The sequence below is a fragment of the Streptomyces gottesmaniae genome, from assembly GCF_031845845.1.
GTDB classification, from domain to species: Bacteria; Actinomycetota; Actinomycetes; order Streptomycetales; family Streptomycetaceae; genus Streptomyces; species Streptomyces akebiae.
Map to the genome: position 1 here is coordinate 110,401 of NZ_JAVRFJ010000008.1, position 13,828 is coordinate 124,228.

Here is a 13,828-nt window from a genome sequence, read left to right on the forward strand (position 1 = left end):
TGGCGCGCATACGAGCGCAAGGGTGTACGCGGGGGAGCGCGCGGGAGTGCGCCACGACGGTGAGCCACCGTGAGACGCGAGACCAGTGCCACAGTGGAGGCATGTATTTCACGAGTAAAACACCAGCTAAGGTTATGGCATGCGCAGCGTCCGACACCCCCGTGCCCGCCGGCTCCCTCTCTCCGGCGTCCTCCGGGTGAACCGCCCCTCCGAGATCTGGTTCAAGCCCGCGCTCAGCGTGGTCGTCGCGACCGCACCCCCGAACCTGACGCTGCTGGCCCTCCACCGCCTCGACCTGGCCATCTACACGATGGCCGGCTCCCTGTGCGCGCTCTACGCCCACCACCGCCCCTACGCCGCCCGCGCCCGTACCCTCGCCCGGGTCGTGCTCGGCATGGTCGCCGGACTCGCGGTCGCCCTGGTCACCGCCGCACTCACCACGAACGCCGTGGTGCTGGTGACCGTGGGCGCGCTCCTCGCCGCCGCGCAGAAGGCCCTGTGCGACGCGAGCCGCATCGGGCCGCCCGCCAACGTCATCTTCACCTTCGTCACCTCGGCGGCCCTCTTCATGCCCCAGAGCCTCACCCAGGTCCCCCACCACCTCGCCGCGGCGGCCGTCGCGGGCGCCTGGTCCTGGCTCGTCTGCATGGCTCCCGGCCTGCCGCGCCCGTACGGCCCGGAGCGCCGCGCCACCGCCCATGCGCTGAACGCGGTGGCCGCCCACGTCGAGGCACCCGAGCGGCCCGGGTCCCGCACCGCCGCCGCGACGGCCGTGCACACCGCCTGGCAGACCCTGCTCGCGGCCGGCCACCGCACCGAGCCCCGCCGCGTCCTCGCGGAGCTCCTGACCCGCGCCGACGTCGCGCTCGCCGCGCCCGCCGAGGCGCACCCGGACCGACTGCGGGCCCTCGCGCGGGACCCGCTCGCCGCCGCACACCTCCGGCGAGCCGCCGCCCCGCCGGAATCGGCCGCCGAACCGCTCGACACGCCGCGCGGACACCGGCGCCGCCGCCTCTCGTGGAGCGCGCTCGACCTGCTCACCCCCCTCGCCGTACGCACCGCCCTCGGGTGCGCCCTCGCCGGATACGCCTCCCTCGCGATCGGAGTCGGCCGCCCCTACTGGGCCCTCGTCACCGCCGCCTCGCTCTACCAGGCGAACCTCACCCTCACCTGGAGCCGGGGCGTCCAGCGCGTCGTCGGCAACCTCGCCGGGGTGCTGGCCTTCGCCGCCCTCGTCCCGCTCGCCCACCTCGGCCCGGCGGCGCTCGTCCTGTGCTGCCTGGCGCTCGCCTTCGGCGCCGAGGCGCTCATCAGCCGCAACTACTGGCTCGGCACCGTCTGCGTCACCCCGATGGCCCTCCTCGTCACCGAGTTCGTCCGCTTCGAGGACCCCGGCGAGCTGATCACCGACCGGCTCTCGGACACCGTCGTCGGCGCCCTGGTCGGCCTCCTCATGGCGGTCGTCGTCACCAATCGGCGCGCCGGCGACCGCGTCGCCGGCGCCCTCGCGGTCGTGGAGCACGCCCGCGCGCACACGCTCCGCACGGCCGCCGACCCGGACGCGACCCCCGGCGCCCTGCCCGCGGCCCGCCGCGCCCTGGCCGCAGCCCTCGTCGAACTGCGGGCCGTCTTCGACACCGCGAGCGGCGAATGGTGGCAACGCGCCCTGCCGTCGGAGCGGGTGACACACGTCGAGCAGGCCGGACACCGTACGCTCGCGGCGACGGCACAGCGACGGTCACAGGCAGCGGAGGGCGCACGGGCATGACGGCAGGCAACGGGCGGGCGGGGACGGGGAGCGGTGCGGCTCTCGGGGACACGGTCGCCAAGGTGGTGCGCCAGTGGCAGACGGTCCACCCCGGCATCGACACCGCGCCGATGGAGATCATCGGCCGCGTCAACCGCTGCGCCGCCCTCCTCCAGCAGGCCGAGGACGCGCCGCTGCGTCACGCCGGGCTCACCCGCCCCGAGTTCGACGTCCTCGGCACCCTGCGCCGCACGGGCCACGAGCTGACGCCCAGTGAGATCGCCCGGGAGACCTTCGCCTCCGGCGCCGCCGTCACCAAACGCCTCAAGCTGCTCACCGAGCGCGGTCTCGTCGAGCGCCGGGGCGACTCCCGTGACCGACGCGTCGCCCATGTCCGTCTCACCGACACCGGCCGCGACCTCGTGGACAGCGTCATGCCGGAGCAACTCGCGTACGAGGAGAGCGTGCTCTCCGGGGTCGACACCGGCGACCGGCGCGAACTCGCCGTACTGCTGGGCGAGTTGCTGATCCAGCTGGAGGGCCGTCTGGGGCTGCCGCGCGCCTGAGGCGGATCGTCGCGCACGAGGTCGCCCACGCGGCGCGGAGGACTTCGCGGATCAGCCCTCGGTCTCCGCCGCACGGACACCGAACACGGCCCCTTGGTGATCCCGCAGCACCGCGATCCGTGGGCCCTCCGGGACCGTGGTGGGCTCCATGAGGAGGGAGCCGCCCGCCTGGGTGGTGATCAGTGCCGTGTCGTCGACGTCCTCCACGGCGAAGTACGGCAGCCAGTGCGAGGGCACCTCGGGCGGGAACTTGTCGTCCATCGTGATCATGCCGCCGAAGTCGGCGCCCTCGACGCCCCACCGGGTGTAGTTCTCTCCGGTGCTCACGCTCCAGCCGAACACCGCCGTGTAGAAGGACCGCGCGCGTTCCGGGGCACGCGTCAGGAGTTCCACCCAGCCGAGCGTGCCGGGCGCGTTGAACAGCCCGGCGCCCGGGAAGGACCGCGCCCGCCAGAGCTGGAAGGCCGCGCCGCCCGGATCGAGGACCACCGCGAACCGTCCGAGGTCGAAGACATCCATGGGTTCCAGCACGACGGTCCCGCCGGCCGACCGTACCGCCGCCACCGCCGCGTCCGCGTCGCGCACCGCGAACGACACGTTCCAGGCGACCGGCTGCGACTCCTGGTACAGCGGCGCGAGGGCGGCCACCGCCGCGTCTCCGAGGTGGGCCACGGTGTAGCCGCCGGCCTCCTGGCGCGGATCGGTCTCCGGACGCCAGCCGAACAGCTCGGTGTAGAACCGCTCGGCCGACTCCAGGTCGCTGGTCCCCAGCTCCGTCCAGCAGGGCCCACCGGTCACCGGTTCCTCGAGCTTCATGGCGTCCTCCGGAAGGGAAGCGGGCGCGTACGCGCGTCCCCCTCCAGCACGCTATGCCCGCGTTCCGGTCCCGGCCACCGGGGTGTGACCCCTCAGATCCCCGGCCGCCGGCGCAGGGGATGGTCCGCCGGAACCTCCACCAGCACGATCTCCGTGCCGTCCGGATCGGCGATCCACATCTCGATCAGCCCCCAGGGCTCCTGCACCGGCGCCCGCCGCACCTCCACCCCGGCCGCCAGCAGCTCCGCGTGCGCCGCCGTCACGTCCGCGACCTGCAGCCACAGCTTCAGCGCGGGCGACGGCGGTGTCTCCCAGCGGCCGGCGACCTCCAGGAAACCGCCGCCGAGGAAGTACACGACGCCCCGGTGCTCGCCCGTACCGAACTCCCGGTACACGGGGAGCCCGAGCTGCTCGCCGTAGAAGACGAGGGAGCGTTCGGGGTCGGTGGGGCGCAGGAGGACGCGGCTGCCGAGTACGTGGATCACGCGGACGAGGGTAGGTGCTCCGCCGGGCCGGGCTGTCGATACCCTCTTCGGTGTTCGAGCCCTGCGGATCTACCAGGAGCAGCCCGTGGACACCGCCGCCACCGACCTGACCTTCCGTGACGCCACCGACGCCGACGTGGACGACCTCGTGGAGCTGATCGAGTCGGCGTACCGGGGCGACTCCAGCCGCGCCGGGTGGACCACGGAGGCGGACATCCTCGAAGGGCAGCGGACCGATCCCGAGGGGGTCCTGGAGGTCATCAAGGCGCCCGACAGCCGACTGCTCACCGTCGAGCGGGACGGCACGGTCGTCGCCTGCTGCCAGCTCGAACACCGCGGCGCACACGCCTACTTCGGGATGTTCGCTGTGAGCCCGGCCCTCCAGGGCGGTGGTCTCGGCAAGGTGATCATCGCCGAGGCCGAGCGGATCGCGCGCGAGGGCTGGGGGGTGCGGGAGATGCACATGACCGTGATCTCCGTACGGGACGACCTCATCGCCTGGTACGAGCGGCGTGGTTACCGCCGTACGGGAGGGATGACCCCGTTCCCGTACGGCGACGAGCGCTTCGGCATCCCCCGGCGCGACGACCTGCGCTTCGAGCTCCTGGTCAAGGAGCTGGGATAGGGGTCAGGCCGTGAAGCGGCCGGTGCGTTTGATGTCCGGGTAGTCGGTCGTCGCGCCGTCCAGCTGGAGGGCGCGGACCAGGCGCAGATGGTCCTGGGTGTTCACCACCCAGCCGATGATCCGCAGGTTCGCCTTGCGGGCCTTCTCGACGACCTCCAGCGTCAGCCGCCGGATGTTCAGCACCAGGGTGGTGGCACCCACCGCCACCGCCCGGTCCACGACGTCGGTGCCGTAGCGGCTGGCGACCAGCGCGGTGCGTACGCCCGGTACGAGACGGGCGATCTCGGCGACCGCCTCGTCGTGGAAGGACAGGACCTCGACCCGTCCCACCAGGTCCCGCCGGTGCATGACCTCGGCGAGGGCGCGGGCCGCCGCCGTGTCCTTGATCTCGGCCTGGAGCGGTGCCCGTACCGCGTCCAGGACCTCCTCGAAGGTGGGCACGCGCTCGCCGCGGCCCGCGTCCAGGGCACGCAGCTCAGCGAGGGTCTTGTCGGCGATCGGGCCCGTGCCGTCGGTGGTCCGGTCCACATCCGCGTCGTGCATGACGACGAGTGCGCCGTCCTTGCTCAGATGCAGATCGAGTTCGATGACGTCGAGGCCCGCGCGATCGGCGGCCACGAAGGAACGGAGGGTGTTCTCGGGTTCGACACCCATGATCCCGCGGTGACCGATGGTGAGGAAGTTCAAGGTGGACTCGCTTCCGTCGACGGCGGCTCGGCCCGCGTGACCGGGGGAGGGGCGGCACGCGGCTGGGGCGCAGCGTAGTCCTCCCGCCGTGCGATGCATCCGTATGTGCACCGGTGCTTTCGGGTTGTGTCACCCCGTGTCACGTCGGAGAACAGGACCGTTTCCGCACCTGGCCGCAGCGATCAGGTCATCCCTGAGTGGGCGAGTCCGGTGCGCGTTGACCCCGGGTGCCCTTGGCTCGGGGCGTGCGACGCACGAAGTGTGACCCACGACGCGTGTGGCAGGAGATTCAGCGGTTAGGTGCAGGGGGTGGCGGGAAGATTTCCGGCTGGGCCGCTCATGATCGGTCTTGCGGTGAGGAACCCTCGCTACGTACGGTGTCCTTACGAAAGGTTCTCCCGTGGAGGATGGGTCATGACGGAAATTCTTGTGCAGATGGGTGCGGAGGGCGTTGTTCCTTCGGTCGGTAGGGTGGTGGAGCACCCGGCCTGGCCCGTGCTCAAGGACGCCGTGGAGCGGATCCGGCCATGGCAGTCGAAGGACGGCTCCATCGACTTCGACGCGGAGGGGGCCCCGGCTCGGGCCGCCGCCGAGCAGGCCGTACGGGAGATCGTCGGGGCCGTCGAGGAGCTGTCCCCGCTGTTGCCGCACGACGCCGCCTACCACACGGCGCTGGTCGGGGACCTGAGGCGCTGGGCCGAGGAGGGCTTCGAGGTGCCCGACTTCCTCGACTCGCTGCTCGCCTTCCAGCCCGCGGCCAACCGCGCGGACGGCCTCCAGCACCTCGTGGTGTTCCCGATGTACACGCAGAACGGCAACCCCGACCGCAATCTCGAAGCGGTCGTGCTGCGCATGGTCTGGCCCCAGTGGCTGGCCGAGCTGGAGCGCACCCGCTATGACAACCCGCTGTTCTGCGGCATCACCTTCGAGGACTTCACCGCCGGCTACGACACCAACTCGGCCGTCCTCTTCCCGGAGACCATCGCCGTGCGCGAGGCCCCGGCCCGCTTCTCCTGGGGCGGCATCTTCTGCGACCGCGAGGCCGCCCGGTTCCGCCGGGTCACCGACGCCGCCGTCGACATCCTCGGCCTGGACCTGCCCGAGGACGTCGCCGCGATGGTGCACGACCAGAAGCGCTGTGAGGAGGCCTTCGTCCTGTGGGACATGGTCCACGACCGCACCCACAGCCACGGCGACCTGCCCTTCGACCCCTTCATGATCAAGCAGCGCCAGCCGTTCTGGATGTACGGCCTGGAGGAACTGCGCTGCGATCTCACCGCCTTCAAGGAGGCCGTGAAGCTGGAGGCCGACGGCGTCCCGCAGGCCCGCGACGTGCAGTACGCCGTGCTCTTCGACCGTATGTTCCGCTTCCCGGTCACCGGCGAGCGGGTCCGCAACTACGACGGCCTCGGCGGCCAGCTCCTCTTCGCCTACCTGCACAAGCACGACGTCGTCCGCTGGACCGACAACAAACTGCACATCGACTGGCAGCGCGCCCCGCAGGTCACCAACCAGCTCTGCGCCGACATCGAGCAGCTCTACCGCGACGGCATCGACCGTCCGAAGCTCGTCCACTGGTTCGCCGGTTACGAGCTGGTCTCCACCTACCTCGCCCCGCACCCCGGCTCCCGCTGGGCCAAGGGCCCCGACGCCCTGGATCTGACGCAGCCGCCGCGGAAACTCGTCGACGACGTGCTTCCGGACGAGTTTCCGCTCAGCATGTTCTATGAGGCGCTCGCCAAGAAGCTGAAGACCGTGATCGCCTCCACCAAGGGCATCACGGCGGCGGACACCGAGCGGGTCGCCGCGTGACCGCCCGGCTCGCAGACCTCGCAGTCGCTGCTCAGGAGGCTAGGACCATGCAGAACGGCAACGGTGCACTGAGCGGCGCGGTCATCGCGGTGGCCGGCGCGGGCGGACCCGCCGGCCGGGCGGCGCTGCTGCGGCTGGCCGACGCGGGGGCGATCGTCGTCGGCTCCGACAACGACCCCGAGCGGCTCTCGGAGGCCGTGGACGCGGCCCGCTACGCGCACGGCGGCGCCACCGTCGTGGGCGACACGGTCGATCTCCTCGACCTGCAGTCGACCCGTGACTGGGCCACCCGCATCGAGAAGGACTTCGGCCGGGTCGACGGCCTCGTCCACCTCGTCGGCGGCTGGCGCGGGAGCGAGACCTTCACCAGGACCAGCCTCGACGACTGGGACTTCCTGGAGATGCTGCTGATCCGCACCGTGCAGCACACCTCCCTGGCCTTCCACGAGGCGCTGCAGCGCAGTGAGCGTGGCCGGTACGTCCTGATCAGCGCGGCCGGCGCCAGCAAGCCCACCGCGGGCAACGCCGCGTACGCCGCCGCCAAGGCCGCCGCCGAGGCGTGGACGCTGGCCACGGCCGACTACTTCCGCAAGGCGGGCGGGCCGGAGGGGCCGACCTCCGCGGCTGCCATCCTGGTCGTGAAGGCGTTGGTGCACGACGCGATGCGCGCCGACCGACCCAACGCGAAGTTCGCGGGCTTCACCGACGTCAAGGAGCTGGCCGAGGCCATCGTCGGTGTCTGGGAGAAGTCCGCCGCCGAAGTGAACGGAAACCGTCTGTGGCTGACCGACAAGCCGTGAACCCTCCGAAGACCGACGCCCGACGCCATCACGATCCGGAGATCCGCGGCTTCGCCAGCGACAACTACGCGGGGGTCCACCCCGAGGTGCTCGCCGCCCTGGCCCTGGCCAACGGCGGGCACCAGGTCGCCTACGGCGAGGACGACTACACCGAGAACCTCCAACGGATCGTCCGCAGCCACTTCGGGGCCACCGCCGAGGCGTTCCCTGTCTTCAACGGCACCGGCGCCAACGTCGTCGCGCTCCAGGCGGTCACCGACCGCTGGGGCGCGGTGATCTGCGCCGAGAGCGCGCACATCCACGTGGACGAGTGCGGGGCGCCCGAGCGGGTCGGCGGACTGAAACTGCTCACCGTGCCCACTCCCGACGGCAAGCTCACCCCCGAGCTGATCGACCGGCAGGCGTACGGCTGGGACGACGAGCACCGCGCCATGCCGCAGGTCGTCTCGATCACCCAGAGCACCGAACTCGGCACCCTCTACACGCCCGAGGAGATCCGCGCGATCTGCGACCACGCCCACGCGCACGGGATGAAGGTGCACCTGGACGGCTCCCGGATAGCGAACGCCGCCGCCTCCCTGGACGTGCCGATGCGGACGTTCACCAACGCGGTCGGCGTCGACCTGCTCTCCCTGGGCGGCACCAAGAACGGCGCGATGTTCGGCGAGGCGGTCGTCGTGATCAACCAGGACGCCGTCCGCCGGATGAGGCATCTGCGCAAGTTGTCCATGCAGCTCGCCTCCAAGATGCGTTTCGTCTCGGTGCAGTTGGAGGCCCTGCTGGCGAGGGACCTGTGGCTGCGCAACGCCCGCCACTCCAACGAGATGGCCCAGCGGCTCGCCGAGGGCGTCCGTGCGGTCCACGGCGTCGAGATCCTGTACCCGGTGCAGGCCAACGCCGTCTTCGCCCGTCTCCCGCACGACGTGAGCGAACGCCTGCAGAAGCGCCACCGCTTCTACTTCTGGGACGAGGCGGCCGGTGACGTCCGCTGGATGTGCTCCTTCGACACGACCGAGGAGGACGTGGACGGGTTCGTGGCGGCTCTCAAGGAGGAGATGGCCCGCTGACCGCCCACTGACAACGGCTGCATAAATATACGGTCACCCGAAAAGTCATTGACTCTCGGGTGATCGTTTTCCTATGCTCTGCGGGCATGGAGCTGATCCAGCAAACCCCTGACCTGTCCGCTTATCTGGTGGCCGACGAGGTCATCGACCATCACCATCCGCGCGTACGGCAGACGGCCGCGCACCTCGCCGAGACGGTGGCGGACTCGTATGGCTATGCACAAGCAGCCTTCGAGTACGTGCGCGACGGCATCACGCACTCCCAGGACGCCGGCGATCCGCGCGTCACCTGGCGCGCGTCCGACGTCCTCGAACAGGGCACCGGGATCTGCTACGCCAAGGCCCACGCCCTGGCCGCGCTGCTGCGTGCCGAGGACATCCCGACCGCGCTCTGCTACCAGCGGCTGGCGCACGACGACGGTGACGGACACGTCGTCCACGGTCTGGTCGCCGTGCGCTTCAACGGCGCCTGGCACCGCCAGGACCCCCGGGGGAACAAGCCGGGTGTGGACGCCCGCTTCTCACTGACCGGGGAGCGGCTGGCCTGGGTGCCCGACCCGGCCCTGGGCGAGGTGGACTATCCGACCCTCCACGCCGCACCGCACCCGGCCGTGCTCGGCGCCCTCCGCGCGGCCCCGGACCGGCGGCAGCTGTGGAGGACGCTTCCCGTGGCGCTCTAGCGCCGGGTCAGCGGGCCTCGGCCTCGCGGACCTGCTCCGGGGTCGGGGCCGTGCCGCCGAGGTGGGCCGGCATCCACCAGGTGTCGTCCGGGCCCGTGGGGCGGACCGGGTAGGCGCGCTGGGCGGCCTCCAGCAACTCCTGCACACGCTCGCGGAGTTGGCGGGTGATGGCGCCCGCGTACTTGTCCTTGGAGGCCTCTATCGCCTCACCGACCCGGATGGTGACCGGGATGTGGCTGCGCTTGAAGTTGCGCGGGTGACCCTTGGTCCACAGTCGCTGCGTGCCCCACACGGCCATCGGGATGAGCGGGACGCCGGCCTCCTGGGCCAGCCGGGCGGCGCCCGACTTGAAGCTCTTCAGCGTGAACGACTGCGAGATGGTGGCCTCGGGGAAGACGCCGATGATCTCTCCGGAGCGCAGCGAGTCCAACGCGTGCGTGTAGGCCGCCTCCCCCTGCTTGCGGTCGACCGGGATGTGCCGCATGTTGCGCATCAGCGGACCGGAGATCTTGTGCCGGAACACCGACTCCTTGGCCATGAAACGCACCAGACGCTTCTGCGGGAGCGCCGCCAGGCCGTCGAAGATGAAGTCCAGATAGCTGATGTGATTGCTCACCAGCACGGCGCCGCCCTGGCGCGGGATGTTCTCCGACCCCTGGCAGTCGATCTTCAGATCCCAGACCTTGAACAGGGTTTGGGCGAGGCCGACCACGGGACGGTAGACAAGCTCAGCCATGGGCGGAGTGGACCCTTCTCTCTGCCCGGGAAGAGGTCCCCGGCGGGAGGTTACGCAGCCGTAGGTTTACGGCATCTCGCAGATCGTGCCCCAAGAACGCACGAGTAGCCAGTCTTGGAGTCGGCCAGTGGCGAGATTCTCGTCACGTCGGACACACGATCGACCGCCGGACGTTCACCCGGCCGTCACCGCGCGCGTACGGTCACCCGCCTGACGAGCAGGTACATCTCGCAGCCCAGGCAGTAACCGAACACCGCGTTCAGGAAGGCCGCGGCGAGGGCCGCGCCGGTCGCGGCCTGCCCCAACCACTCGGGCCCCACAGTGAACCCGGCCAGGCCCACCAGCGCGAAGACCAGCCCGACCCCCTGCGCGAACCGCGGCGGCTGCGGCGCCTCGAACTCCGTCGGGGGCCCGACACGCGGTCGGACGAGCGAGCGGAAGAGCCAGCCGTACGGTGAACGCCCCACCCCGCCCGCAGCGCCCAGCGCGAACGCCAACGTCTGCCAGGCCAGCAGCCAGGCGCTGCCGGTGATCAGCACGACCGCGAGCACCACGGTCGTCACGGCCGCCCCGAAGCGCGGACCCCTTACATCGATGTCCATGCGTCAAGCATTCCGCAGGCCAATCCTGTTGTGGAGCCGGGAATCTTTGCAGTCTCGTGAACGCTGAAGCACGCTGTGACCGGACTTGTGGTGTGTGGGCTGGTGCTCGCGGCGGCGAGCGCCTACGGAGTGCTGCATCGGCGGCGGAGCGGGAGGATCAGGGTGCGCGGGCGGGACGGCGACAAGCGGCTCGGCGCGGCGGAGTTGGGGGAGGGGCTCGGGGAACGGGCCACGTTGGTGCAGTTCTCCAGCGCCTTCTGCGCCCCCTGCCGGGCGACCCGCAGGGTGCTCGCCGAAGTGGCCGGAATGATTCCGGGCGTCGCCCATGTGGAGATCGACGCCGAGGAACATCTGGAACTTGTGCGCCGGTTCGACATCCTCAAGACGCCGACCGTGCTCGTGCTCGACGCGGATGGCCGGATCGTGCGCAGGGCAACCGGACAGCCGCGCAAGGCGGATGTGATCGCCGCGCTGGGCGAGGCCGTGTGACGCCGCATCCCGGAACGCACTTGACTGTACGCGTCATCTATCGTCAGCCTGACCTTATGCCCCGCGAAAACCTTCTCTCCGTGCGCGACGTCGTATCCAGGGCGTTCCTGGTCCGCACGGCCGGTGCGTGTTGTCCGGGACCGTGACCAGCCACGCACGAGCCCGTCGACCCCAGCAGAAGGAAAGCTCCATGACGGCCACCTCCGGCCTCGGTTCGCCCCAGCTCGCCTCCCCCGACCTCCTGCGGTCCGTCTTCCGTCGTCATGCCGCCGGTGTGGCGGTGATCACGGCCAGGGGAGCCGCCGGCCCGGTGGGCTTCACCGCCACCTCGCTCAGCTCGGTCTCCGCCGAGCCCCCGCTGCTCTCGTTCGGCATCGGCACCGGCGCCTCCAGCTGGCCGGTGATCTCCGAGGCGGAGCACATCGGCGTGCACATACTCGGGGAGCACCAGCGGGAGCTGGCGGCCACCTTCGCGCGCAGCGGCGCCGACCGGTTCGGGGCGCCCACCGGATGGCGTAGCGGCCCCGAGGAAGTTCCCGTCCTCGACGACGTGCTCGCCTGGCTGGTCTGCCGGGTGGTGGCACGCGTCCCGGCCGGCGACCACCGCGTCGTCCTCGCCGAGGTGGTCGTGGGCGATCCCTCGGGCGCCGGCAGGCCGCTGCTGTATCACCAGGGCCGCTTCAACGGTCTGCGAGACTGATCCCGCACGATTACGCAGGGTTGCCTAACTCACAGTTCAAAGCGCTTGCTTAGCGGGCACGCAATGCGAGAACGTAGATGTCGTACTGGCGAGTAATATTTCGAACGGAGCGCAGGTCGCCCCGATCGGGATCGGCCGCTTCAGGCGCCTATGCTGCCTGGAAGAAGGCAGCCCAGAAATGACGATGCAGTAGGAGAGCCGGCGTGAGCTTGAGGATCGTTGTCACTGTGAAGTACGTGCCCGACGCCACTGGCGACCGGCATTTCGCCGATGACCTGACCGTCGACCGTGACGACGTGGACGGTCTGCTCTCCGAGCTCGACGAGTACGCGGTCGAGCAGGCGCTGCAGATCGCCGACGAGGCCGACGACGCCGAGATCACCGTGCTGACCGTGGGTCCGGAGGACGCCAAGGACGCGCTGCGCAAGGCGCTGTCGATGGGTGCGGACAAGGCGATCCACGTCGAGGACGACGACGTGCACGGCACCGACGCGATCGGTACCTCGCTGGTGCTGGCGAAGGCGATCGAGAAGGCCGGCTACGACCTGGTGATCTCCGGCATGGCGTCCACCGACGGCACGATGGGTGTCGTCCCGGCGCTGCTGGCGGAGCGGCTGGGCGTGCCGCAGGTGACGCTGCTGTCCGAGGTGTCCGTCGAGGACGGTGTGGTCAAGGGCCGGCGCGACGGTGACGCCGCCTCCGAGCAGCTTGAGGCGTCGCTGCCGGCCGTGGTCTCCGTCACCGACCAGTCGGGCGAGGCGCGTTACCCCTCCTTCAAGGGCATCATGGCGGCGAAGAAGAAGCCGGTGGAGTCCTGGGACCTGTCCGACCTGGACATCGAGGCCGAGGAAGTCGGTCTGGAGGGCGCCTGGACGGCTGTGGACTCCGCGGCCGAGCGCCCGGCGCGTACCGCAGGCACGATCGTCAAGGACGAGGGCGAGGGCGGCAAGCAGCTCGCTGAGTTCCTCGCGGGCCAGAAGTTCATCTGAGGCCCCTCTCTCTTACCGCCCCCGCAAGCCTTCGCATCCGCAGGAGAGCAATCCCATGGCTGAAGTTCTCGTCTACGTCGATCACGTGGACGGTGCCGTCCGCAAGCCCACCCTGGAGCTGCTGACCCTGGCCCGCCGCATCGGCGAGCCCGTCGCCGTCGCGCTGGGCAACGGCGCCGGTGACACGGCTGCCGCGCTCGCCGAGCACGGCGCGGTCAAGGTCCTCACCCACGACGCCGCCGAGTACGCCGACTACCTGGTCGTGCCGAAGGTCGACGCGCTGCAGGCCGCCGTCGCCGCCGTCTCCCCGGCCGCCGTGCTGGTGCCGTCCTCCGCCGAGGGCAAGGAGATCGCCGCCCGCCTCGCGCTGCGCATCGGCTCCGGCGTCATCACCGACGCCGTCGACCTCGAAGCCGGTGACGAGGGCCCGGTGGCCACCCAGTCGGTGTTCGCCGCGTCCTTCACCACCAAGTCCCGTGTCTCCAAGGGCACCCCGGTCATCACCGTCAAGCCCAACTCCGCCGCCGTGGAGGCCGCCCCGGCCGCCGGCAGCGTGGAGGCGCTGGAGGTGACGTTCGGCGCGCTGGCCACCGGTACCAAGGTCACCGGCCGTACCCCGCGCGAGTCGACCGGGCGTCCGGAGCTGACCGAGGCCGCGATCGTGGTCTCCGGCGGCCGCGGCGTCAACGGCACCGAGAACTTCGCGATCATCGAGGCCCTCGCCGACTCCCTCGGCGCGGCCGTCGGCGCCTCGCGCGCCGCGGTGGACGCCGGCTGGTACCCGCACACCAACCAGGTCGGCCAGACCGGCAAGTCGGTCTCGCCGCAGCTGTACATCGCCAACGGCATCTCCGGCGCCATCCAGCACCGCGCCGGCATGCAGACCTCGAAGACCATCGTGGCCGTCAACAAGGACGCCGAGGCCCCGATCTTCGACCTGGTCGACTACGGCGTGGTCGGCGACCTCTTCGACGTCGTCCCGCAGCTCACCGACGAGATCAAGGCCCGCAAGGGCTGAGTTTCCCCT

At 70.8% G+C, this 13,828-nt stretch carries 16 protein-coding genes; 11 read left to right on the forward strand and 5 right to left on the reverse strand.

Going from position 1 to position 13,828, the window contains the following annotated elements; all coding sequences use genetic code 11:
• Positions 1-139 precede the first annotated feature (139 nt).
• Positions 140-1,768 (forward strand): FUSC family protein, encoded by a 1,629-nt coding sequence (locus RM704_RS11765; RefSeq protein ID WP_033527542.1) that lies wholly within the window; start codon positions 140-142, stop codon positions 1,766-1,768.
• A complete protein-coding gene (locus RM704_RS11770) occupies positions 1,765-2,313 on the forward strand; it encodes a MarR family winged helix-turn-helix transcriptional regulator (RefSeq protein ID WP_033527543.1) in 549 nt (182 codons plus the stop codon). Before RM704_RS11765 ends, RM704_RS11770 begins: the two co-directional genes overlap by 4 nt.
• A 51-nt stretch (positions 2,314-2,364) precedes the next feature.
• Here the strand turns inward: RM704_RS11770 and RM704_RS11775 are convergent, their stop codons facing one another.
• A complete protein-coding gene (locus RM704_RS11775) occupies positions 2,365-3,129 on the reverse strand; it encodes a VOC family protein (protein ID WP_033527544.1) in 765 nt (254 codons plus the stop codon).
• 92 nt (positions 3,130-3,221) lie between these two features.
• The gene (locus RM704_RS11780; protein ID WP_033527545.1) at positions 3,222-3,614 is read right to left on the reverse strand and encodes a VOC family protein; all 393 of its coding nucleotides are present in this window, start codon (positions 3,612-3,614) and stop codon (positions 3,222-3,224) included.
• 85 nt (positions 3,615-3,699) lie between these two features.
• Here RM704_RS11780 and RM704_RS11785 point away from each other — a divergent pair, with 85 nt between their 5' ends.
• Positions 3,700-4,239: a GNAT family N-acetyltransferase gene (locus RM704_RS11785; RefSeq protein WP_033527546.1), complete on the forward strand. Its 540-nt coding sequence runs from the start codon at positions 3,700-3,702 to the stop codon at positions 4,237-4,239.
• A gap of 3 nt (positions 4,240-4,242) precedes the next feature.
• On the opposite strand, the gene RM704_RS11790 is transcribed toward RM704_RS11785, so the two are convergent.
• A complete protein-coding gene (locus RM704_RS11790) occupies positions 4,243-4,926 on the reverse strand; it encodes a glycerophosphodiester phosphodiesterase (protein WP_033527547.1) in 684 nt (227 codons plus the stop codon).
• A 414-nt stretch (positions 4,927-5,340) separates the two neighbouring features.
• On the opposite strand from RM704_RS11790, the gene RM704_RS11795 reads away from it, so the two are divergent.
• The 4 genes from RM704_RS11795 to RM704_RS11810 all read left to right on the forward strand — a co-directional run bounded on the left by RM704_RS11795 (position 5,341) and on the right by RM704_RS11810 (position 9,285).
• The gene (locus tag RM704_RS11795; protein ID WP_033527548.1) at positions 5,341-6,738 is read left to right on the forward strand and encodes a DUF6421 family protein; all 1,398 of its coding nucleotides are present in this window, start codon (positions 5,341-5,343) and stop codon (positions 6,736-6,738) included.
• A 47-nt stretch (positions 6,739-6,785) separates the two neighbouring features.
• Positions 6,786-7,538 (forward strand): SDR family NAD(P)-dependent oxidoreductase, encoded by a 753-nt coding sequence (locus tag RM704_RS11800; protein ID WP_033527549.1) that lies wholly within the window; start codon positions 6,786-6,788, stop codon positions 7,536-7,538.
• Positions 7,535-8,605, forward strand: a complete 1,071-nt coding sequence (locus RM704_RS11805) for a threonine aldolase family protein (protein ID WP_033527550.1) — start codon at positions 7,535-7,537, stop codon at positions 8,603-8,605. Before RM704_RS11800 ends, RM704_RS11805 begins: the two co-directional genes overlap by 4 nt.
• An 86-nt stretch (positions 8,606-8,691) precedes the next feature.
• Positions 8,692-9,285 (forward strand): transglutaminase domain-containing protein, encoded by a 594-nt coding sequence (locus RM704_RS11810; RefSeq protein ID WP_033527551.1) that lies wholly within the window; start codon positions 8,692-8,694, stop codon positions 9,283-9,285.
• A 7-nt stretch (positions 9,286-9,292) separates the two neighbouring features.
• On the opposite strand, the gene RM704_RS11815 is transcribed toward RM704_RS11810, so the two are convergent.
• Both RM704_RS11815 and RM704_RS11820 read right to left on the reverse strand, forming a co-directional pair.
• Positions 9,293-10,021 (reverse strand): lysophospholipid acyltransferase family protein, encoded by a 729-nt coding sequence (locus RM704_RS11815; RefSeq protein WP_033527552.1) that lies wholly within the window; start codon positions 10,019-10,021, stop codon positions 9,293-9,295.
• 185 nt (positions 10,022-10,206) lie between these two features.
• Positions 10,207-10,623, reverse strand: a complete 417-nt coding sequence (locus RM704_RS11820; RefSeq protein ID WP_033527553.1) for a DUF4395 domain-containing protein — start codon at positions 10,621-10,623, stop codon at positions 10,207-10,209.
• A gap of 75 nt (positions 10,624-10,698) precedes the next feature.
• Here RM704_RS11820 and RM704_RS11825 point away from each other — a divergent pair, with 75 nt between their 5' ends.
• The 4 genes from RM704_RS11825 (at position 10,699) to RM704_RS11840 (ending at position 13,819) form a co-directional block, all read left to right on the forward strand.
• Positions 10,699-11,112: a thioredoxin family protein gene (locus tag RM704_RS11825; protein ID WP_033527554.1), complete on the forward strand. Its 414-nt coding sequence runs from the start codon at positions 10,699-10,701 to the stop codon at positions 11,110-11,112.
• Positions 11,113-11,302: 190 nt separating this feature from the next.
• Positions 11,303-11,812: a flavin reductase family protein gene (locus RM704_RS11830; protein ID WP_033527555.1), complete on the forward strand. Its 510-nt coding sequence runs from the start codon at positions 11,303-11,305 to the stop codon at positions 11,810-11,812.
• Between the two features lie 203 nt (positions 11,813-12,015).
• A complete protein-coding gene (locus tag RM704_RS11835) occupies positions 12,016-12,801 on the forward strand; it encodes an electron transfer flavoprotein subunit beta/FixA family protein (protein ID WP_311590522.1) in 786 nt (261 codons plus the stop codon).
• Positions 12,802-12,856: 55 nt separating this feature from the next.
• Positions 12,857-13,819, forward strand: a complete 963-nt coding sequence (locus tag RM704_RS11840; RefSeq protein WP_311590523.1) for an electron transfer flavoprotein subunit alpha/FixB family protein — start codon at positions 12,857-12,859, stop codon at positions 13,817-13,819.
• The last annotated feature ends 9 nt before the right edge of the window (positions 13,820-13,828 follow it).